Annotated in this window: 19 protein-coding genes; 15 read left to right on the top strand and 4 right to left on the bottom strand. The window is 35.7% G+C overall.

The features are described 5' to 3' along the window. Positions 1-7: 7 nt before the first annotated feature. The 6 genes from clpA to ACMAYS_RS05780 all read left to right on the top strand — a co-directional run bounded on the left by clpA (position 8) and on the right by ACMAYS_RS05780 (position 7,663). The gene (gene clpA, locus ACMAYS_RS05805; RefSeq protein WP_103216465.1) at positions 8-2,341 is read left to right on the top strand and encodes an ATP-dependent Clp protease ATP-binding subunit ClpA; all 2,334 of its coding nucleotides are present in this window, start codon (positions 8-10) and stop codon (positions 2,339-2,341) included. Between the two features lie 379 nt (positions 2,342-2,720). Further along, positions 2,721-3,176, top strand: coding sequence for a histidine biosynthesis protein HisIE (locus ACMAYS_RS05800; RefSeq protein ID WP_103216466.1), 456 nt, complete (start codon positions 2,721-2,723; stop codon positions 3,174-3,176). A 262-nt stretch (positions 3,177-3,438) separates the two neighbouring features. Further along, positions 3,439-4,944, top strand: coding sequence for a tRNA (N6-isopentenyl adenosine(37)-C2)-methylthiotransferase MiaB (miaB, locus tag ACMAYS_RS05795; protein WP_412462926.1), 1,506 nt, complete (start codon positions 3,439-3,441; stop codon positions 4,942-4,944). 94 nt (positions 4,945-5,038) lie between these two features. Beyond that, complete coding sequence (locus tag ACMAYS_RS05790; RefSeq protein ID WP_103216468.1) at positions 5,039-5,665, top strand: hypothetical protein; 627 nt, start codon at positions 5,039-5,041, stop codon at positions 5,663-5,665. Further along, positions 5,653-6,696: an aminopeptidase gene (locus ACMAYS_RS05785; RefSeq protein ID WP_103216469.1), complete on the top strand. Its 1,044-nt coding sequence runs from the start codon at positions 5,653-5,655 to the stop codon at positions 6,694-6,696. Before ACMAYS_RS05790 ends, ACMAYS_RS05785 begins: the two co-directional genes overlap by 13 nt. A 16-nt stretch (positions 6,697-6,712) precedes the next feature. Next, positions 6,713-7,663 (top strand): ATP-grasp domain-containing protein, encoded by a 951-nt coding sequence (locus ACMAYS_RS05780; protein WP_412462925.1) that lies wholly within the window; start codon positions 6,713-6,715, stop codon positions 7,661-7,663. Here the strand turns inward: ACMAYS_RS05780 and ACMAYS_RS05775 are convergent, their stop codons facing one another. After that, the gene (locus ACMAYS_RS05775; RefSeq protein WP_392991015.1) at positions 7,664-8,494 is read right to left on the bottom strand and encodes a hypothetical protein; all 831 of its coding nucleotides are present in this window, start codon (positions 8,492-8,494) and stop codon (positions 7,664-7,666) included. A gap of 121 nt (positions 8,495-8,615) precedes the next feature. Between ACMAYS_RS05775 and ACMAYS_RS05770 the strand changes: the two genes are divergently transcribed. Both ACMAYS_RS05770 and ACMAYS_RS05765 read left to right on the top strand, forming a co-directional pair. After that, the gene (locus ACMAYS_RS05770; protein WP_392991017.1) at positions 8,616-9,038 is read left to right on the top strand and encodes a hypothetical protein; all 423 of its coding nucleotides are present in this window, start codon (positions 8,616-8,618) and stop codon (positions 9,036-9,038) included. Then, entirely contained in the window at positions 9,019-9,417 is a 399-nt protein-coding gene (locus ACMAYS_RS05765) for a hypothetical protein (protein ID WP_412462924.1), read from the top strand. The genes ACMAYS_RS05770 and ACMAYS_RS05765 overlap by 20 nt, the downstream gene beginning before the upstream one ends. Here ACMAYS_RS05765 and ACMAYS_RS05760 read toward each other — a convergent pair. Continuing rightward, positions 9,397-10,194 carry a hypothetical protein gene (locus tag ACMAYS_RS05760; RefSeq protein WP_103216474.1) on the bottom strand — a complete coding sequence of 266 codons (798 nt, stop codon included), beginning with the start codon at positions 10,192-10,194 and terminating at the stop codon, positions 9,397-9,399. The two genes, ACMAYS_RS05765 and ACMAYS_RS05760, sit on opposite strands and share 21 nt — an antisense overlap. Before the next feature lie 179 nt (positions 10,195-10,373). Here ACMAYS_RS05760 and ACMAYS_RS05755 point away from each other — a divergent pair, with 179 nt between their 5' ends. Beyond that, complete coding sequence (locus ACMAYS_RS05755; RefSeq protein ID WP_392991022.1) at positions 10,374-11,825, top strand: hypothetical protein; 1,452 nt, start codon at positions 10,374-10,376, stop codon at positions 11,823-11,825. On the opposite strand, the gene ACMAYS_RS05750 is transcribed toward ACMAYS_RS05755, so the two are convergent. Together ACMAYS_RS05750 and ACMAYS_RS05745 are read right to left on the bottom strand one after the other, a co-directional pair. Beyond that, positions 11,826-13,454 carry a ChaN family lipoprotein gene (locus ACMAYS_RS05750; protein WP_412462923.1) on the bottom strand — a complete coding sequence of 543 codons (1,629 nt, stop codon included), beginning with the start codon at positions 13,452-13,454 and terminating at the stop codon, positions 11,826-11,828. 15 nt (positions 13,455-13,469) lie between these two features. Next, positions 13,470-16,298, bottom strand: coding sequence for a hypothetical protein (locus tag ACMAYS_RS05745; RefSeq protein ID WP_103216477.1), 2,829 nt, complete (start codon positions 16,296-16,298; stop codon positions 13,470-13,472). 221 nt (positions 16,299-16,519) lie between these two features. On the opposite strand from ACMAYS_RS05745, the gene ACMAYS_RS05740 reads away from it, so the two are divergent. The 6 genes from ACMAYS_RS05740 (at position 16,520) to ACMAYS_RS05715 (ending at position 22,040) form a co-directional block, all read left to right on the top strand. Next, positions 16,520-17,464, top strand: a complete 945-nt coding sequence (locus tag ACMAYS_RS05740; RefSeq protein WP_412462922.1) for a hypothetical protein — start codon at positions 16,520-16,522, stop codon at positions 17,462-17,464. Positions 17,465-17,500: 36 nt separating this feature from the next. Further along, positions 17,501-18,082, top strand: a complete 582-nt coding sequence (locus ACMAYS_RS05735; protein ID WP_103216479.1) for an RsmD family RNA methyltransferase — start codon at positions 17,501-17,503, stop codon at positions 18,080-18,082. Between the two features lie 51 nt (positions 18,083-18,133). Further along, a complete protein-coding gene (coaD, locus tag ACMAYS_RS05730) occupies positions 18,134-18,613 on the top strand; it encodes a pantetheine-phosphate adenylyltransferase (RefSeq protein WP_103216480.1) in 480 nt (159 codons plus the stop codon). After that, on the top strand, positions 18,613-19,839 hold the full coding sequence (locus ACMAYS_RS05725) for a pyridoxal phosphate-dependent aminotransferase (RefSeq protein ID WP_412462921.1): 1,227 nt from the start codon (positions 18,613-18,615) through the stop codon (positions 19,837-19,839). Before coaD ends, ACMAYS_RS05725 begins: the two co-directional genes overlap by 1 nt. Positions 19,840-19,904: 65 nt before the next feature. Continuing rightward, entirely contained in the window at positions 19,905-20,903 is a 999-nt protein-coding gene (locus ACMAYS_RS05720) for a hypothetical protein (protein ID WP_103216482.1), read from the top strand. Positions 20,904-20,906: 3 nt separating this feature from the next. Continuing rightward, the gene (locus tag ACMAYS_RS05715) at positions 20,907-22,040 is read left to right on the top strand and encodes a hypothetical protein (protein WP_392991029.1); all 1,134 of its coding nucleotides are present in this window, start codon (positions 20,907-20,909) and stop codon (positions 22,038-22,040) included. The last annotated feature ends 6 nt before the right edge of the window (positions 22,041-22,046 follow it).

Genomic DNA, 22,046 nt, shown 5'->3' with positions numbered 1-22,046 from the left:
AATATAAATGATGTCAAAAAAGCTAGAAACCATCATTAATGAGTCAATTCAAAGAGCAAATTCTTTGAAGCATGAATATTTGACTCTAGAGAATGTTCTTTTATCTCTTCTTGCAGATGAAAATGTAAGAGAAGTAATTGAATATTGTGGTGGTGATCTTGAAGAAATTGAAAGTGAGCTAAATGAATTTATCCACGATGATTCAAATTTTAGTATTCTATCAGATGATCAAATTGAAACACTTTCTAAACAACAATTCGTTAACGATGAGTTAAGAGAGTTGGCACGAGAAAATGGTATTGTCTATCAACCAGAAATATCAATGTCACTTCAAAGAGTGATTCAAAGGGCCGCGATTCATGTGCAATCAAGCGGAAAAAGTCAGATATTAGGAATTAATTTATTAGTTTCTCTGTTCCAAGAGAAAGAAAGTTTCGCACTTTACTCTCTTCAAAAGCAGGGTATTGAAAGATTTGATATTGTTAAGGCCATCTCACACGGTCTTGGCCCTGAGGATGAAGAAGAAGTTCCTCGCATTGAATATGTTGAAGGCGAGGAGCCTCAATCACGAAATAAGAAAGGCGACTCTTTCTTAGCTAAGTTCACTGTGAATTTGAATGAACTTGCCAGAGAAAATCGAATAGATCCTCTTGTTGGTAGAGAAGAAGAAGCTTTAAGAATTGTTCAAATTCTTTGTCGTCGTCGTAAAAATAATCCTCTTTTAGTTGGTGAAGCTGGTGTTGGGAAAACAGCAATTGTTGAAGGACTGGCCCAGAGGATTGTAGAAGAAAAAGTTCCAGATATTTTAAAGGGAACAACTATCTTTAATCTTGATATGGCCGCCTTGGTTGCAGGTGCAAAATTTAGAGGTGATTTTGAGCAAAGAGTAAAAGGTGTCATCAAAGATCTAGAGAATTTAGATAAAGATGGTAAGAAGGCCATACTTTTTATCGATGAAATGCATACCGTGATGGGTGCAGGTGCTACCTCTGGTGGTAGTATGGATGCATCTAACTTGTTAAAGCCGGCCTTAAGTCGTGGAGTTGTTAGAATTATTGGTTCCACTACTTACGCAGAACATAGAAAGTTTATTGAAAAAGATCCTGCTTTTAATCGTCGTTTTCAAAAAATTGATGTGGATGAGCCTTCAAATGAAGACACAATTGCTATCTTAAAAGGATTGCGTCCAAAGTTCGAGTCTTATCACGGAGTTAAAATCTCAGACAGTGTCATTAAAGAAGCCGTTGCTTTAACATCGCGCTATCTTATGGATCGTAAAAATCCTGATAAATCGATTGATGCCATTGATGAAGCAGGTGCTTTAAACCAAATTAGACCTGAAAATAAAAAGAAGTCTTCAATTACAAAGAAGGATATTGAGGATGTTGTCGCTAAAATGGCCAATATTCCAAAAATAACAGTTGAAACTACTGAAAAAGATAAGCTAAAGGATCTAAATAAAAATCTTAAGATGCTTATCTTCGGACAAGATCATGCAGTTGATGAAGTATCACAGGCCATCTATATGTCTAAGTCAGGTCTTGGTGATGAAGGCAAACCTATTGCGAGTTTCCTTTTTGCAGGGCCGACTGGAGTGGGGAAGACAGAACTAGCGAAGCAGCTCTCAATTCAGCTTGGTTGTCATCTTGAACGCTTTGATATGTCAGAATATATGGAAAAACATTCTGTCAGTAAGTTAATTGGTTCTCCTCCGGGCTATGTTGGTCATGATCAAGGTGGATTATTAACAGATGCTGTTAAGAAAAACCCACATTCTGTCCTTTTACTTGATGAAATTGAGAAGGCCCATGTCGATATTTATAATATTCTTTTACAAGTTATGGACCATGGATCACTAACAGATTCACAAGGTAGAACAACAGACTTTACTAATACAGTCATTATTATGACTACAAATGCTGGTGCAAAGGAGATGGATAGTGGCTCTATTGGCCTTGCCAAGACATCTTCAAAGAATATTGGAAAGAGAGATCAGACCATTAAGAACTTTTTTAGCCCAGAATTTCGTAACCGTTTGGATGGAATTGTCCATTTTGAGAAACTTTCTACAGAATACATTGTTAAAATTGTTGAAAAATTCGTTTCACAACTGGAAATTAAGTTAGCGGCCAAGAATATTGAGATCGTTTTAAGTGAAGATGCAAAAATTTGGCTAGCAGAAAATGGTTTTGATGAGAAAATGGGTGCTAGACCAATCGCTCGAATCATCGATCAGAAGCTTAAGAAGCCAATTTCTACTGAGGTTTTATTCGGAAGTCTAACTCAAGGTGGAAAAATAGAAGTCGTCGTTGAAAATGATGACTTAAAATTGAAATTCTAATCTTTTTAACATTCTAAAAACAATCAAACTTACATTTTTTAAATGATGAAACTGCCCTGAAAGGGCAGTTTTTGCTTATTCTTTGAAAAAAAAATGAAAAAAAATTTCGCTTAATTTTTTTATAAGAGTAAGCTCGAAACTAACGTCTATCAGGAAGATTTGAATGTTTTATCTTTTTATGAAAAGCCGTGCTGTCGGCTCGTTTCGACGTTTTCTTTAAAAATAATGTAAAGTAATTTCAAATTTAATCCGAAGTTAAAAAAGAACATAGGGAAATAAAAAAGATGCTTATGCTTATCAAAAAGTAATTTTTTATTTGCACACAAATAAAATTATGTTTACCATAAACATAAGTATTGAAAAAACCAGGAGGATGTCAATGGCAGTTAAGAAAACTACTAAAAAGACAACTAAGAAAAAAGTAGCTAAAAAAGCTACAAAAAAAGTAGCTAAGAAAGCAGCAAAGAAAACTGCAAAGAAAGCTACAAAAAAAGTAGCTAAAAAAGCTACTAAGAAAAAAGTTGCTAAGAAAGCTACAAAGAAAGTAGCAAAGAAAGCAACTAAGAAAGTTGCAAAGAAAGCTACTAAAAAAGTAGCAAAGAAAGCAACTAAGAAAGTAGCAAAGAAAGCAGCAAAGAAAACTGCTAAGAAAGCTACAAAAAAAGTAGCTAAAAAAGCTACAAAAAAAGTAGCTAAGAAAGCAACTGCTAAGAAAGCTACGAAAAAAGTTGCAAAGAAAGCTACAAAAAAAGTAGCTAAGAAAGCAACTGCAAAAAAAGCGACTAAAAAAGTAGCTGCTAAGAAAGCTACAAAAAAAGTTGCTAAAAAGAAGTAAGAAGCACTTTTCTTAATTCAATAATGAGTGGGCCCGCTTATAGCGGGCCTTCTTATTTTCAAATCTATTTACATTCCACCTAAAAACATCTAAAAAAAGACCATATTATCGCCAGATTTTACAGCTGTTACGATAAAAAGAACTCAATGATTTCAACATGTTACAACTTTTAACGTTGTAGTATTTTCCTTGGTTTTGTCGTTATTTCAGCTACTTATATGTATTTCATCTCCTCATTTTGCCCGTAGGTAGGGCAGGGAAAATGAAAAGAAAGGCGATAGAAGGAAAATTCATGACAACAGATATTTCTCCAACTGGTTTAGGCGTAAGTAAGCAAAATCACGTAGCTTCATCATTTATAGATGAAAAGTCAGGTGATCGCATTGTTCAACTAGGGGATGTATCGTTTCCTCCACGTAAGGTTTGGATGAAAACTTACGGTTGTCAGATGAATTATCATGATACTGAACGTATTCTTTCTCACTTAAAAAACTTAAATTTCTCTCATACTGAAGAATTAGAAGAGGCCAGTCTGGTTCTTTTCAATACTTGTGCAGTTAGAGAACTAGCAAATAATAAATTTTATTCACAATTAGGTGAACTTAAACATCTAAAGCAGCAAAAAGGTGATGACCTGGTTATTGGAGTTGGTGGATGTGTTGCCCAAACAGAGGGAAAAGATCTTGTAAAAAAATTCAAGCACCTGAACTTCGCCTTTGGTCCAGATACAATTGATACAATTAACGATATGGTTTATCGCACTTATGCAGGTGATGATAAATTTTCAGTAAATACTTGGGATCGTTCTAGTAACTTTTCAATTGAAACAAAAATTAATCATGGAACTCCACAAGCATTCGTTAATATCATCAAGGGTTGTGATAAATATTGTACTTATTGTATTGTTCCTTATACTCGTGGACGCGAACGCTCAAGAAAGCAGGCCGAGATTGTTGAGGATGTAAGAAGACTTGTTGAATATCAAGGTGTTCAAGAGGTGATGCTTCTTGGCCAAAACGTAAACTCGTTTGGAAAGGAAAATGGGGAGCGTCTGTCTGATTTAATTATGGATCTAGATCAAATCAATGGCCTAGAGATTTTAAGATATACAACATCACATCCTTACGATGTATCTGATGATCTAATCGCAGCTCATGGGGCGGCAAAGAAATTATCAAAACATTTACACCTTCCAGTTCAATCTGGTTCAAATACAGTTCTTCAAAGAATGAATCGTGAGTACACAAAAGAGCATTACCTAGGTCTTTTAGAAAAACTACGTACCGCTCAACCAGATATCGTTCTTTCGACAGATATTATCTGTGGTTTCGTAAATGAAACTGATGAAGAACACAAAGAGACTTTAGATCTTTTAGAAAGAGCACAATTTGATTTCATTTACTCATATGTTTACTCTCAAAGAAGTAAAACTCGTGCAGCTAAGATGGAAGATTTCCTAACTCAAGAGATTCGTAAGTCACGTCTTCACGAAGTACAAGCTTTTCAACTTGCTATTCAAGAAAAGATTCGCGCTAAGATGGTTGGTAATGAGTACCGCGTATTAGTCGAAGGCTCAAATACAATGAAAGGCGAGACTAAATGGAAGGGAAGAACGAATTGTAATCGTCTGATTCACTTTAAAGGTCCTATGGAAAATGAAGAGTTAAACCTTAAGTGGCACTGGGTTGATGTTAAGTGTACGTCGACTACTGCACTTTCTTGTCAGGGTGAACTACTTCAAGATCATGGCCGTCGCTTAAGTAAGTAGTTGTAATTACGAAGTGAAATGGAGTTCTTTGCCTAAATAAGCATTAGTAACTTCCTAAGTTGTAAAATATCCTTGAGTATTTTTTGGGGATATTATGAAATTACGCTTACTTTTACTTTGCAAAATGACGTTCTTAGCTTTGTTAACGATTAATTCACAGGCCTTAACAGAACTTGATCTCGACTTTAATTACAAGAAGAATATTTTTGGTCTCGATCGTGAGTCTTACGAAACGACTCGTATGTATGCAGGCTCTGTTACTTTCTACTTTCTTTCAAAGACAGGTATCGAACTTAATATTTCTCAGTCAGAAAATGAAATTATCGGAAAATATGATAACTCAGGTCTTTCAACAGGACTTGTAATTGAAAATGAATACACCAATATTAAAACTCAAAGCTTTGGTATCGGGATAAGACAAGCTCTTTCAAGTCGTAAATCATTTCTTCAACCGCTAATCTCTCTTGGTTGGAGTCGCCAGCAGTATACTCTTTATTCAACAACTTTAGTTAAGGACTTAGATACTTCGACCGAATATCTCATCAAGTCCGGAAAAGAGAAGTCTAGTTACGATGCAATGTTTGGGGCATTTGCTTTAAAGGTCATGCTAACAAGAACTTTCTCAATAAAGGGCTCAGTAAGAACGGTCTTTCGTGCTTTTGAATTTGAACAAGCGAGAGATCAGTTAAGTTACAATGCTGGGATCTCATGGTTGTTCTAAACAGACTTTTTCTTCTCTCTATTTTATTCACGAGTTTATCTTGTGCCAAAATAAGTTATCTAACTGAGCAGGGCATAGGACAAGTTGATATTCTTTGGAGTGCTCGAGCTAATCAGGATGTCTTAAAAGACCCGAAGGTTAGTGAAGAATATAAGAATAAAATTAAACAAATCGAAACCTATAAAAAGTATTTCTATGAATACTGGAAAAGGCCTACTACAGATATTTATTCTAAGACGACACTTTTAAAATCTCGTGCAGTTACTTATCTCGTTATAGCTTCTAGACCTAATGAGATAAAGGCCCGCAAAGAGTGCTTCACTTTCTATGGATGCTTTCCTTATCTTGGATTTTTCAAAGAGGAATCTGCAATGGAGTTTGCAAAGGAGCTTGAAAGAGACGGTTATGAAACTTATACAAGAGATGTACTGGCCTATTCGACACTTGGAAATTTCAATGACCCAATACTTTCTTCTTTTTTTGAATATGGAAAGTACAGCTTAACTGAAACAGTCTTTCATGAACTATTTCATACAATCTTCTTTGCTAAGAATGAAGTCGACCTAAATGAAAACCTTGCCAACTACTTTGGTGAGCAAATGCTTATTGAGTATTACAAGAATGATAAAGAACTGGTCAAATATTTCAAGAATCTCGAGTTAAATGCAAAGCTCAAGAAGGCCGTTACGATTCACGCTAAAAACCTCAAGGAAATTCTTAAACAAGATGCCTGGGAGAGTAAGAAGAAAGATTATCTTACGATAACAATGCCCAAAGAACTAAGTATGCTTTGTTCTAGTCTTGAGGTCACAAATTGTTGGCCTGCAAAAATGGAGTGGAACACAGCATCTTTGGCAGCTTTTATGACTTATGAGAAAAGTCAGTCTCAAATTGGCGAATATGCTAAGAGATTTAATGGTGATCTAAAAGCACTCTTTGCAAATATTGAACAACGCTATCAAAAGTACCTTGAAGATGACGTGGAAGGTAGCTTTGAGGACTATCTTTTTAATTTCAAATCGCTGAATTAATGTTATCTTTCTTGATATGAAAAACAAGAAACACTTATTCTTTATTGATCCAATTGAAAAACTTGTCACAAAGAAAGATTCGACAATCTTAATTGCTCTAACGATGCAAGAAAGAGGCGAGGATGTTTATGTTCTTTTTGAAAAAGACTTCTTTGTCCAAAATGCTAATGGCATTCAGTTTGACTGTTACCGCATTAGTGGAAAGATCAATGAAAGTTTCTATGTTGAAGATTTCGAAGTAGAAGATGATTCACAAGTTGTTTCAATTGATTCAAATACAGCAATTCATATGAGAATTGATCCACCATATGATTCGCGCTATCAGCGCTACCTTTGGATGCTTAATTTCTTAACTGAGATGTATGGTGTTCAGGTTTTAAATAATCCATTAGGAATTATGAAACATAATGAAAAGCTTTCGGCCTATACAAGAGAGCTTAGCCTTGATAGCTATGTAGGAACTTCTCTTGCTGGTGCTAAAAAGTTTGTTGCAACTCTTGCTTCTCGTGGGGTCCAAGAATTGATTTTAAAGCCTCTTGATCTTTATCAGGGTATTGGTGTGCAAAAAATAGGCTTGGACGGATTTGAAGGGCATTTTAAGGCCAAATGCGATGAGTTTAAAGGGCCAGTTGTTGTACAAGAGTTTGATGCTTCTGTTATTGAAGGTGAAATTCGCACAATTTTCTATCGTGCTAACGAACTGGGAACAATTCTAAAGGTCCCAAAAGAAGGCGAGTTCCTTGCCAATATTGCTCAAGGAGCAAAGTATTCTGCCGTCGAATTAGATCCTGAAGTAAAAGCAGAATGTCAGCATATTTGCGAAAAGCTTATGGCCGACGGAGTTGATTTAATTGCTTTTGATATTCTTGGTGGAAAGATTTCGGAAGTAAACGTAACGTGTCCGGGATTAATGGTGGAGGTTTCTTCTGCTATGAAAAGAAACCTCGCACTTGAATTATTTAGATAATTACATTCTTGGAGCTGAAGCCGGAAAGTCTTTTGTATAGTCAGTTGAAAATTGAAGATCGAAGCCTACACAGTCATTATCCCATACTCGGGCCATTGGGCAGTAACCATTCACTTCAGCGCTACTTTGACTATAACCTTGATTTAAATAGAACTGACAAGACCAGTCCCATTGAACATCAAGAACATCCACAATGATTGGGCCTGTTGTTGTTGGAAGTGAGTAGCTAGAAAACTCTTTAACTTTCGAAACTTCTTCGTTTGCGATATCACCAAAAGTTACACTTCTAATCATATTTGATTCACAGCTTTCACCTTGAGCGCGAATACATAACTTAATTCTTAATTTCTTATATTGTTGTGGATTATAGTGACATTTTTCTCCATAAGCATCTGTCGTTCCCTGTGTAGGAGCTGTTCTTGGACGTACACGAATATTAAATCGAGAGTCTGTATAGAGCATGGCCTGACCATTTCCAAGAGAAGTCGAAGACCACATCACATTTGATCCAGAAGATACACGTGAGCTACCACGAAGAACAATAGTACCTACAGTGTAGAAGTTTGTCGTCTGGCCATCGCCATCAGCTGTTCCTTCTTCGTTACCGTCTCCATAACCATCACCACTATCGGTTTGTTCATTATTGCCACTATCATCGCCGTCACTTCCACCGTTACCCCAGTCCCAGCCGCCATTTCCGCCGCTTCCTGAGTTACCGTTATCCCAACCATTTCCGTTAGAGTTATTATAATTAGCTCTAGAATTAGTCGGTTGAGTACAACTCGTTAATGTCATGAGTACTAAAGTTCCCAATAATATAAATTTTCTCATGTAATCCTCGTTCTTACATTTCCTCACTATTTTATCGGTAATCTATTGAATATACTTTAATCTTCACTTAAGTGTTTAAAATCGCAGTAGCATTTTTTCTAAAGCTTGCTAAAATTATTATGTGTTAGTTAAAAAAGAACTTATTCGAAAATTAGTGGATGAATTTTATCAAGTGGCAAATTACTTGATTCAAGATCAATTGCAGGCAATGCAACTTATTATTGATGTGGCCACTGGCCATGTTCAACAAGGTAATCAAGTTCTATACAAGATAGATAACGAATATTTTGAACATCAATTTCTAATAAAATTAATTGGTCTAGCTAAACAACGAAGTGAGCAAATCTTAAATAAAAAGAATAGCGAAATCGATAGTGTTGAGAAAAGGGCCTGTGTTTATCTTTTTGAGTTCAAAGGGGAGAGTGTTGAGAGTATTGCACAAACTCTTAAGATATCTCAACAAGAGGTTCTATCTTATATTGATCAATTATCCCATAATAGAATACATTTAAATGAGAGCTTTGATGGAAGAACAATTAATTAATAATAATTTTAAAAAGTGCTTCTTCTCAAAGCAAATGACTTATTTAGAAAGTCGTGACTTTGTGAAAAATGAACAACATCTTTCTCAATGTCTAGACTGTCGCCAAAAACTTCTTGAGTACGATTTAAAAAAACAAGATATGATCAATGATTTTAATTCTTATAAAGCTAACTCTGAGGTTGAGGAGCTGCTTTTTAGAGAGTTAGATGAATTGATACCTGATTTAGAAGAAGAACAAATAAAGGGGAGTCCTGTCTTAAAAAAGCGTCAGTACAAACTCTCAGTAAAAGACTTCTTTATCTTTCTTACTTTTGGTATTCCAAGAAAATTACAATTGATTATCGTGGCAACGATAATCTTAGCGGCGTGTATTTACTGATAGAGTGAAGATAGCATAGTACTTTCCATCTTCGTCTTTTAGATCTTTTACAATATTAGGAATCTTATTCATTTTCCCTAAAGCTGTTTCAAAGATTTTATGGATATCATCATCTTCTGATGACTTAAGAATTTTTACAATTTCAGCATTTCCTTCTTCATCGTAACGTACAACGGCCCTTAATTCTTGAGCTGAAGCTGAGCGTAGACTCTCTTGAACATAAGGCCTTTCTGTTACTCGATTTCTCACCGAAATTTGAACAGAGTTGATATACTGAACAGCAACACGCTTATAGAAAGCATAGAAAACCTTCTCGAACTCATTCAGTTTGTCGGGGCTAATACCTTTAGGCGGTAGAAAACTTACAGTTGCTTCTTGAACGTGTGATAGTTCATTAGTCCAATTAGCTTCTTTGAAGCTTTCTTTTGAAATCCTTCTTTGGGTAATCTGATTCTTTTGAACGGATTCCTTTTTAACTGTTTCAACAATTCTTTTTTCTTCTTTCTTTGATAGGGCAGAAGATCGACTTTTTACTTCCTGATCAACGCGTTTGATTTCTTTTTCAGTATAAGAAGGTTTTCCATAGGCAAGTTGACCAAAAAGGTTTTGGTTATCCTGGGCCTTATCGAGTCCAATCTTTCTAACTTCAATTTGTTTGAACTTGAGCTTAATTGGTTCTTCCTGGGCCAGTTTCTTCGAATTGTCAGCATCGAGTACTAAACTTAGTACCAATGCATGTAAAACGAGGGAAAATAGGATTGTAATATAGTTGATCATTTTTCTCCGGCCGGATTTATCTATAAAAATTGTACCATTTTACTTGGTTTGGGACAAAGGAATCTCCTTTAAACTGGTAAAATTTGTCTACTCTTTCTTCTAGTTGAATCAATAGGTAGAATTAAAGTGTGCTAATTGGCGCAAAAGTAAATGAATTACGCAATTTTAAGGACTTATGGATGAGTAAACCAGTTCAATACAAATTTTCAAAGGTGAGATTAGGAATATTAGGTCTATCTTCTGTCTCAATTTTAGTCATTGCTTATATGCTAAGTGGTGTATCGAATAGTTATAAACTGGTCTCAACAATTCAAAACGGAATTCAAATTTGTAGTACAAGAGTTCAGCAAACCTACACTGCTGCAGTTGCAGGGGATATGAATTCAACATATTTAGATAGTAATTTTACGGCGCAAACAGGAGAATGCTTTGCTCAAGTCTCTGACCTAATGACTGAGTATGGAAAATTCTCTTCAGCAATTGTTAAAAAATTTAATACAGTAAGTTCAAATGTTCACTGGTTTCATGAGAGTCTTAGAAGTACAGGGAAGGGATTTTCTGTAACTGACAAGAATTTCTCTAGCAATATCGACGAAAAGTTCTCTCAGTTTGAAGATGCTGCAGATGCTGGCTCAATTCTTATTGAAAATCACTTCGAAACGATTTCAAGTTCACTTTCAAATATTAAAATCTCTCTTGCTCTTGTTGCAGGAGTGTTCTTATTTACTTTTGCATGGGAATTAATTTTCAAGAAGATTGTTATGCAAAGAAGAAAAGAACTTGAAGATGAGGCGTTAAGTCTTCTTATGCTTAATCAAGAAGATAACTTCGATGAGATTGAAAGCGTTATCATTAATGCACTTGAGCTTAATGAGATGAAGCATTGCTCAAAGCTTTACTCTGCACAAAAGCAAAACTTCAGAAAAGAGAAGAGAAAAGCGACGATCTCTTCTAATGAAAATAAAACTTTCGGAATGGTTCTTTCTAATGATGATCAAGATGCAAAACAAGTTGCGGATCAAATTTGGTCTATGAGTGAATCAAATGAAAGTAGTGAAAATGAAACTAATGTACCAATGGTACAAAGTTGTGAGATTTCTTCGGTAAACCGCTTTATTGCTTGTAAAGTACAAGATCAGTACAAAGAGCAGGGGATCGAATTTAAAATTGATACTAATGAAAAAGAAATCATCGGTGAGAGAGAAACGATTGAGCAAATTCAATATAATATTCTCTTAGATGCAGCTAAGAACTCAATTAATGCTGATGAAGATAAGAGAACGATTGAAGTTCAAGGTAAGACACTTGGAGCAATCTACTATCTAAGTATTTCTTCGTACGGTGAGAGTAAGAATTCAACTGAACTTGAAACTTCAGTTCAAATCGTAAGAGAGCTTTTAAAAGACATTTCGGGACGTCTAGAGCTTGCAAACCTTTACAATGACGATCTACAACCAGTTGGACGTAAGTACAAGATAATCTTTAAAACAAAAGATGTTGTTACTGCTGCTCCAGTAGCTGAAGTAGAAAGTGCTAATAAAGTGACTGAAGAGGTGAAGGAAGATACATCTAAGAAAGTTACTCGTATTGAAAAAGGTACTAAGCGCGAGATTATGCAAAGACTAATGTAATTAGAATTCGCGTTTTTTTAGCTTTTTAATATCTACTAAATTTCCAATTTCATTCAACAGGCTTTGATAGTTTTCATTTGAGTAATCATCTGATGCTACAAGCCTGTATACATCTTTATACTCAACTCGATTAGCAGCGAAGAAGTAGTCAAAAATAATATCTGCAAGCATGTGTGATACTTTACGTGAAGCTTTATGAAGCTGGTAGAGATTTAGTCCTTTTAGTTCTTCATTAACATTAGCTCGTTTATTACAAAGCTTTAAACATGCTTTAAAGACCATCTTATCAGTCTTCTTAAGTTGTTTATTATTACGTGCCATGTATTGAAAGTCTTTATACATATTACACTTTCGATAGGGGTTAAAAAGCTTCGAACAGAAGTAAGCACTAATATAATTATGAATAAGATAAACAAATAAATTCGTACGATCTCTCTTATTAAAGAAGCCAACAATCTCTTTTTCCGGAATCTTTAACTTTGATTGATGAATATGAATCCCTGCTAGGTACGAGATGCGATTAATTGAATAACTTGAACAGTAATAAGCTTTCTTACATGGAAGTTTAAACGTCTTACCATGTTCGATGAGCTTATTGTAAAAACTAATGGCCTTCTTTGACTTTAGTTTATTGATTGTTGTTTTTACTTTTTTTAGGTTTTGCTGATCAAAGATTCTAAAATCTTCAATCTCACCAATTGGTATATCAAGATTAAGGGTATTATTAATTTCATGACAAAAGTAAGCAAAGTTATCCAAGATATTGTCTGAAAACTTAAGTGCACCTGTCTCTATAATATACTCGTGAATGTCAAAGTCAGGATCATCAGCTAAGTGCTCATACCAGTAAATTTGAGATTCATATTTTAACCAAGGAGGAGAGTTTACCAGAACAAATTCTCTCATATTGTACTTAACAATTTGATCAGATCTTAGCTTATTGGTTTTAACTAAATTCCAGTAAACTTCATCAGTATTTTGATGAATGATTGTTTGAACAATATCCTTATTTGCCAGATCAAAAACTTTTTGTGGCAGTTTATTTGGAACAATGTGAAGTTCTCCAAATAAAATAAGTAACTTTTGTTCTGGGTTTTCTTTATGATAAGTCGCAATTTTCTTTGCGGCCTTCTTGTCTCTTTGCTCCAGGTTTCCCTTAGTATTAAGAGCAATTATTGAAATATTGTGATCCTTAGCAAGATCAAAGAAGATCTTATAAAAGGTCCAAGGGAAGCGCCATGAATTCTTATAGTTGATTGATTCTAGAAATTCGAGCTCGGTAATGGCCCCTTTAAGATATGAATCAATGTAGAATTGATGATTGATATGAATGAATTCGACACCAATTGAAAATTGATAATCACTCTTTGCTAGGATGCGAATGATACGTTCGAGGTTTCTCGTACTCTGGTCAAAAGTATGGAAGTCTCCAAGGTAGATGATATCAGAGGTATCAATTGAATCATAAAGTTGACTGACGCTTGAAGTTTGAAAGTCTCGGCGAGCGTAGCGCTGTTGATCTTGACGATATTTTTTTAGTAAAGCTGATGGCTCTCCTTCAAGAGAGTTGGCCTTATTTTTAAAATAGCGGTAGATACTCCAGTGAGTCTCATCGACTTTCAATTGCATAAGTCTATGATATCACTAATTATTTATTTGACCAATAATGATATTGTTTAGAGTGTTATTAATTAGTGCAAACGTTTCATTCACGTTATGTGCTACCTGATCTTGCTCAGCAAGTAGAGAGTTAAGCTCTTTAGCAGCAGGTACTTCAAGAGATTGAACAATAGTTGAAATAGGAGTTCCAACTGCACTTGTCAGAATGAACTGGATGAATTGAAGTAATTGTAATTCACCATGTAGGTTAAGAACTTCTCTATCATTTGAAATAAGTCTAAGCTTTGTTGTGTGTTCAGACTTTTCAAAGATTGCACTTGTTAGCGGAAGGTGAATATCATTTCTTTCAGTGATAAGTGTTTCAAGATAAATATCTTGGTTGTTTGGATAGATAGGTGTCTTTGGCAGACCAACAATCTTTCCAATGAGTGCACTTGAAGAGTAATCATACTTCATTTGAACCTTTCCACTATTTACCTGATCACGGTAATTACCAATGATAATTTTTAGGTGAGAAAGGATACAACTTGTATGCCATGGCCAGCGCTTAGCAAGTAAGTTGATAGTATCGATCTTAGAAGCAAGTTTTTGCGTGTACATGCAAAAATCTGTTGTCTGGACATCTTCTTTCGAAAGAGTGATATCTTGTAGAGACTCAATATGGTGTGAAGGTAAGAATTCCGTCTTCTCAAGGAATTTTGGAATTAACATGGCATTTAGTTTTGCCTTCGTTTTCTTCAGTCCACCATTAAAAGTAAGCTGAGTAATCTGCTTACCAATTGTCGTCTTAAAGAACTCTCTAAATAGATTGATATTTAGATTTGAGATCTTTGGTAGTAATCCAAAGTATTGGAAGTAAGCGTTACCATACTCCTCAATCTTCGCCTTAAGTGAATCAATTGTCGTCAGCTCAAGCTTAATATCGTTCTCATTAGTGAAGTCCACAATCAGAAGATATGGATATCTCTCTTGAGGGTTAAGGTTGAAGCCTAGTAGGTCGTAGTTGTCATCTTCACGGTAATTTGAAAGAGACTCAACACTAAAGAATTGATCAAATGGGATACAACTCTTTGTTAGGTTTCTAAAATATTGTGGGTGAGTGATCTTATCACTTTCACTGTTGTTACTTAGAAGCTTTCCGTTAAGGATAGCATCTTGGTGAAACTCAAATGATAATCCACACTTTGTTTCATTTGAAAAAAGTGGAGCATCAATGGCCTTCTTATTTGCAAATAGCTTATCAATTTCTTCAACGAAGAAATCAAATTTCGAAAAGTGAGTCAGATCACCATTCATATTTACAGAAAGACACGACTCCTTAAGAAGAGTTGAGTTAACATCTGGGTTACCAAAAATATCTAATTTATTTTCTACCACACGCTTCGAGAAGATATAGAAGTAGCGTGGGATTTCACCCTTACCTTTAAGGCCTTCAAGATTAAAGCGCATCAGTAGTTTGTACTGCTTAAATAGTGCTTCGTTCTTTGCTGCATGAGAAGGAACAAAGAGCTTCTGATTAGAGAAGACATACATATAACCACTATTAGATAGATGCTCCCCATTTTGCATTATATTTGTAATGAGGTAGTGGTGTGGGTTCTTCTTAGGAATATTTACTAAGTTAACCAGAATCCTATCGTAGATACTTTGCTGTACCTCTGTAGCATCAAGCAGGGCAAATTGACCGCTGGCCGTAATTCTCGATTTATTCGACTTCTGCTTAAAAAGAGAAACGATTAAAGAGATAGGGTCTTTATTCTGTCTTGGAGCTAGATATACTAAGAAAGTCATGAATTGAATTTCTTGGAATATCTTTAAGTATTGTCCGTTAACATAATTATCACCTCTAAACTCTGGGCAGATAATTTCTTGCCAAGCCTCTGTTGAATTATTCTCTTGAGCAATCCAGTGAGAGATCGTTAGTGAGTTTAGAAAGTTACCTGTAAATAGGGTACTTAAACATTGTGGTTGAGTATTAAAATTGAAATACCCACCATGATTTTCAATCCACTTTGGAAAGTTGATTAAAAGATTATTAGTCATTAGTCCAAAGTTACGATTACTGAAAGCATGAGAATACTTATCAGTTTCGTTGTGGAATAAAACTACTGATAACTCATTCGGAATTTCATGATTTAGAACTTTAAAGAACTCAATAGGATTAAGGTCTTTAAGGATAGAGCTAAGTTCTAAAATGCTGTCACCAAAATTTTCATTTGGTCTAAACCAGCTGTATTCATTAGTTCCTAGTGCACGACTCGATAATTCACGTGAGCTTGATACTTTAAAGATCTTACTTAGCGTTGAGTTTGGATTCAAAATCTCATTCTTAGTAAGAGTCTTTGAATAGAAAGAGCTCAGTTGAGTTAGAAAGCGAACCTTTAAGATATAGACGCTAATAGAACGAAGGCAGTAAACTTTTAAAAAGTCTTGGATACATTCGTAACTTGGGCCGTTCTTGTCATCAAGTTGTGCCCAAAATTGGTTAAAGTCGCTAACTCCCTCAGGGTGAATACCGTTGTGAGTTGTATATTCAATAAATTCTTGAAATAAAGATTGCTTAAGACTGCGGTTGCGGTGCTTGAAAGACTTAACCTGAGTTTTTGCTTCATTGAAAAGTTCAAATACAATTTTTTTGAACTTCATGCTTCCTTTAGTTAGTAAGCTTTCACCACGCCACTTCGGAATAATGTGGTCACTAACAAGAAATTGTCCGCTTTGAATTGAAGGAACAGGAGTAGGTCCGCTTGCATTTACTGCATGCTTAGGCTCCTCAAGGCTATCTGCCTCGGTACTAGGACCAGGAATATTGTTAATCAGCCAATTCTTAGCTGAAAACGATGAATCTTTCACTTCGCCTGTTGTTCCGTATAATAATCGACAGTCCTCAAAACTTTAAGATGGTTAACATTCTAAACTATGTAAGGAAAGTCGTGTGTTGCGTCTTTTAAATTGGTAGTAAAATATAACGATGGCCACTCATATTGTCATGCTTAAAAATAGATATTCTCGACTTAAGCTTTGTAAGTTGTTGATTTTATAACAATGTTTATTTCTTAAAGTTTCTGTCATCTGTGTCGAAAAGCACAAGTGATATTGGATCAATAGACGGAGTTTATATGGGTGGAAATAAACCTCAAGATGCAGCAGCAAAAAGTGTAGAAAGTGGATTTTCTGAGAATGAACTAGATGACATCATGGCAGAATTTGCAAGTCTGGATAAAGAACTGTCAGGACAACTTGATAGCGCGCCAGTAGCAGAGGTCATCGAAGAAAGCGTTGCAGAATCTGCACCAGTAGAAGAGTTTGCTGTAGAAGTAAACCCGCTAGATGCCCTAGAGGCGCAAGCTAATCCTCTTGATGAAATGGTTGCGGAATCAAATCCTCTTGATGAAATGGTTGCGGAATCAAATCCTCTTGATGAAATGGTTGTGGAATCAAATCCTCTTGATGAGGTTGTTGCAGAAGTGGAAGAAGTATTCGAAGAAGAGACAACACAAATCGTTGCTCAAGAAGATATTGAAGAAGCAGTTGCTGGGGATTCATCTCCATCACTCGAAGAAGCATTTACTGAAGGCTTTGATGAAGCTGAAATGGATGCCATAATGAAAGATCTTGAAGAAATTGACGCAGCATCACCTACGACAACTCTCGAAATGGAAGAAGAGCCGGCAGCGAATGCACAATCAACAGTGATAAAAGATGAAGACAATGAAAATATACTTGTGATAAATCAAGCGCCTAAAGAAACTCCTGCGCCTTCTTTCACGCATGTTGCGCCAACAACTAGCGAAAGTGGTGACGTTACTTTTAGTGCAGCAGGTAATATGAATTTTAATGTAAACTTGACGATCGCTGGGTCGCAAGCAACATTAAGTGTAGTTGATGGACGCTTTACTCTGACAATGAATGGTGTAGACGTTTCAATAACTGAAGAAGGCTTTAAGGCATGTATTGAAGGTGGAGCTAATTTTAATATTCCACTTCCTTCGGCCGAAGAAGCGAAGAAAGTCGCTTAACATTATTTGATGTTGTTTAAACTAAAAAGGTTATAAATGGCCATAAATATACTTGGTGGGCATGCTAAAGGGCATGCCCTTTTTGTTCCCCCTGAATCAATTACTCGTCCAACGAGTGTTATGCTTCGACGAAAATTCTTTGATGCTCATCAAGACTTAACGAATTGTCTGTTTGTGGATTTGTTCGCAGGTAGTGGTGCTATGGGGTTTGAAGCGCTTTCAAGAGGGGCGAAGAAAGTCGTACTTGTTGATGACCATCCAAAAGTTCTTAATGTCTTAAAAAAGAATAAGATAGAGATTTCTAAAAAAGTAGACACAGAAGATTTATCAATTATTAAGCAAAAAGCTCAAGCTTATCTAAAAACAAGTATAAGTTATTTGGAGTCAACATCAGATGAATACGATGAGAGTTTCATCTTCATCGACCCGCCATATGAATTAAAGGATGTCTACTTAGAATGTCTCAAATTACTTAAAGAATCTTCATTCTCTGGAGAGATTTGGATTGAATCCGATCGTCAAAAGGGAATCCTTGAAGCAGATTTAAAAAAACATTCTCTTACTTTCTCTAAAGTCTACAAGCAAGGCACAAGTTATATTGCAAAAATTGCATTGTAATCCGGTGTCGTATAAAATTGATTTAAATTTATAATAGGAATTAGGTACTCAATGAAAAGAGCAATTTACCCAGGAACGTTTGACCCATTCACAAATGGCCACAAGGATATTTTAATGAGGTCACTAACAGTCTTTGATGAGGTGATTATACTTGTTGCCCACAATCGCAATAAGAAACCTCTTTTCACAGCTGAAGAGCGAGTTGAGATGTTAAATGAAACATTTAAAGATGAGCCTCGTATTAAAGCAGATAAGTGGGAAGGACTAATTGTCGATTATGCAAAAGCAAACGACATTGGCTCAATTATTAGAGGACTTAGACCTACAGGGGATTTCGAAGCAGAGTTTCAGATGGCCTCAATGAATAAGAGACTATACCCAGAAATTGAAACAGTTTTCTTTATTACTGAAAGAGATAACTACTATGTTTCAAGCTCGCTTGTTAAAGAAATTCATAAGCATGGAAAAGTAATTAAGGAATTCGTTCCAGATACAATTTATAACTGGATTGCTAAAAAAGGGAAGATCTAATGAATGTTTCGAAGCGTTCACAAGAAATTAATGAGAGTATTACTTTAAAGCTTAATGCCAAAGCAGTAGCTATGGCACAAGAAGGTAAGAAAGTTTACAACCTTACAGCAGGACAACTACCTTATCGACCACCAAGAGAGTTAGTCGAATCGATAAGGGGAGAGTTAGACTTTCTAAAAAGTTTTCAATACAGCCCAGTTGCAGGCGATAGTGAGTTACTAGAAAAAATTATCGAATATGTTGAAACTTCTCGAGGCATTAGCTTTGATGAGTTTGACCATAATTTCAAGGCCGTTGTAGGTAATGGTGGAAAGCATGTTCTTGCAAATATTTTTGCAAGTATTGTTGATCCAGGTGATGAAGTAATAGTTTTTGCTCCATACTGGATTTCATATCCACAAATGATCTCTCTTAATGGTGGTGTCTTAAAAGAAGTTAAGGCTTCCGTTTTTAATGCGTTTGAACCAGACCTAGAGGAATTAAAAGAATTGATTAGTGATAAAACGAAAGCAATTGTTTTAAATAGCCCAAATAATCCATCGGGGATTTTCTATAATGAAAAGTGGATGAAGCAATTTGCTGAAATTGTGAAGCCATATGAAAATACTTTTATTATTTCTGATGAAATATATTACGAATTAAATTATTACGACCCAAAACCTACATATTATTATCAATATGATCGTGAGTTATTGTCACGTACAATCATTGTCGACGGTATTTCAAAAAGTCTTGCAGCAACTGGCCTAAGACTTGGCTACTGTATTGCACACGAAGATGTGATTGATGCTGTTAAAAAGATTCAAGGCCATACAGCTTCAGGTTCTTGTTCATTAATTCAGCGTGCGCTACTTCGCTATAATATGAATCATGTTGATGAGTATCTAACTCCAGTTAAAAAACACTTACGTGAGAATGCTCTTATATTAAGAGAAGTTCTAAGAGAGTATAAGTTAGAAAAGTGCTGGTATCAGGTAACGTCAGCTTTTTATTTTCTCTTTGATTTCTCAAGCGCTCCTGTCATTGGCCGATTTAAAAAATCGGATACTGATCAGTCGGATTACTCTGTTGAGATCTGCGAACAAGTTCTTGAGCAAAAAGGTGTGGCAATGGTCCCGAGTGGGGATTTTGGTCTTCCAAATTGTGCCAGAATTTCTCTTGTTCTACCAAAAGATGATTTTAAAGACGCAATTGTTAGTGTCGCCGAGTATTTAACTCAGGAATAAGCTATTTAAGATTGGTATCTCATTCCCACTATGAATTAAAGGTTAAGTTAAGAGATAATTAAGCTGTGAATAAACTAATTGTTTTCAGTATTTATCTCTTAACATCAATTCTTTTCACCTCTTGTGGTGTCGATGAAGATATCGAACTTGAAAGAAGTTATCTTTCTGTTGAAGATCATTTATCGACTGGGGATTGTGATAAGGCCCTCAGTAAAATGCTTGCGATGAAAGAGCAGAGTGGAGATGCAACTTATTATAAGTTACTTGCTTCTTCTTATGCATGTAAAGCAGGCTTTTCTGTAACAGAGTTCTTCTTAAATGAAATCACAAAAATTACAACAGGTGGAGATCTCCTAAGTTCAATGTCAACATTTACATTGGCCCAGGCCATGACTGACATTGATGATCTTTCTTACTACTATCTTGGCAAAGCAATCGATGTTTTAACTTATTCTGGAGGAGTTGGCCCAGCAACAAAAGATCCGTCTGCTACGCTTCGTAAAGCAACATTTGGAAGTTATGGAGCGGCCGATATAAATTCTTTTCTAATGTATATGCTCTTTGTTCGAAACGGTATGAGCATGGCCTTCTTTGGAAATTCTGATGCGCTTGGTTCGAAAGGAGCGGGGACAGTAGGAACTAATGAATGTCTCTTCGCATACTCTTACTTCGGAGATGGCGATCTTGATGCATATATTCAAGCAGGTGGCGTGACAGGTGCATGTGATGATGGTGCTGATACAGGTAGTATTGATTTAACTAATGGTGATTCAAGCCTACATCTAGAACGTGCTTGCGCATTGGTTACTGACTTTAATAACTTATTAGATGTTCTTGAAAATATCACTCTTGGTGATATTACTGATGTTGATTTAACAACATTTCTGGCCGACATTAGTACTGTTAGGCAAGACTTTGTCGACAATGTGATTACACCTAAAGGCTTTTCAAATAGTCTTGTGACAATAAAAAATCAAACTCAATGTGTAACAGATTTTACAGGTAGTGAACTTCAAATTGCTTACTATATGGCAGCACTTTTTGAAACACTTCATTCAAGGTAGGTAATGGGAAAGACGCTAAAGCTCCTATTCATTACTCTTTTGAGCATCAATGTTTTGGCCTTTGAGAAATTCTTTTTAGGTCAGAGTCCTCGTGCCATGTTAATGGGAAATGCATGGATGGGGCTTGCTAATCAGGATTCATTTACTGTTTTTTACAATCCTGCTAGCTTAGGTGCAAATTATGATGTTGATATATCTCCTGTTAATTTTATTCTAGCTGGGCCAAATGCGATCGATGATATGGATCGCTTTAATAATCTTCCAAGTGATGCTGCTGGTATTGCTGATCAGCTAATGGGTTACCCTCTTTATTTAGAAGCTTCTAACTTTTCAACGATTAAGGCCCATCATTTTTCATTTTCTTATTTTACTAAGAATCGTGCCAATATCGTTTTGAAGAACCGTGTAAATCCGGCCTTTAATGTTGATTACTCTTATGATCGTGGATTTATAGCTGGTTTTGCTTTCAATCTAATTGGTGGCAGTCGCAATAAGCAGAAAAAGAAAATTATGAAAGGTAAGCGTCTTTCGCTAGGATACTCTTTCAAATATTTAACAAGAGAAGGGACGCGAGATAAATTTGATATTTTCTCGACAAATATCATTACAAAAATTGAAAATGGCCTAGGCTCAATTGATGATATTAAAAATACATTTGGCTATTCCAAAGGTTCAGGTGCAGGTCACGATATTGGTATTGAATATGCCAATGGATGGGGAAATACAGAGTTTGTCGCATCAATGGCAGTTCTTGATATTGGTGATACATACTTTAAAAAGACTCAAGGGGATGGGGAAGTTCCTCGCATCAATATGGCCGTTAACACTGGAATTGCTGTAAAACAAGACTGGAAGGCATTTGATTATTCTCTTGCTCTTGATGTTAAGCCAATCAATCAAGGTTTGAGCTTTGGTCGAATGATTCACTTTGGGGCCCAGCTCAATATCCCTTTTTTTGGTTTCTTTGCAGGACTTGGCGAAGGCTATCTGAATTATGGAGCTGAGATTCGCCTATGGCCAGTTACGATTACTGCTGGATTTAATAATGTAGAAATAGGTTCTGAGTATCAAGAAACAAAAGGTGATCGCCTTTTTGTTTTTATCTCTTTATTTGATACATCCATGGATATTTTTTAGGCTTTT

It is taken from the genome of Halobacteriovorax sp. RT-2-6 (assembly GCF_047085025.1).
Lineage (GTDB): Bacteria > Bdellovibrionota > Bacteriovoracia > Bacteriovoracales > Bacteriovoracaceae > Halobacteriovorax_A.
This window is presented reverse-complemented; position numbering and strand designations above follow the sequence as displayed.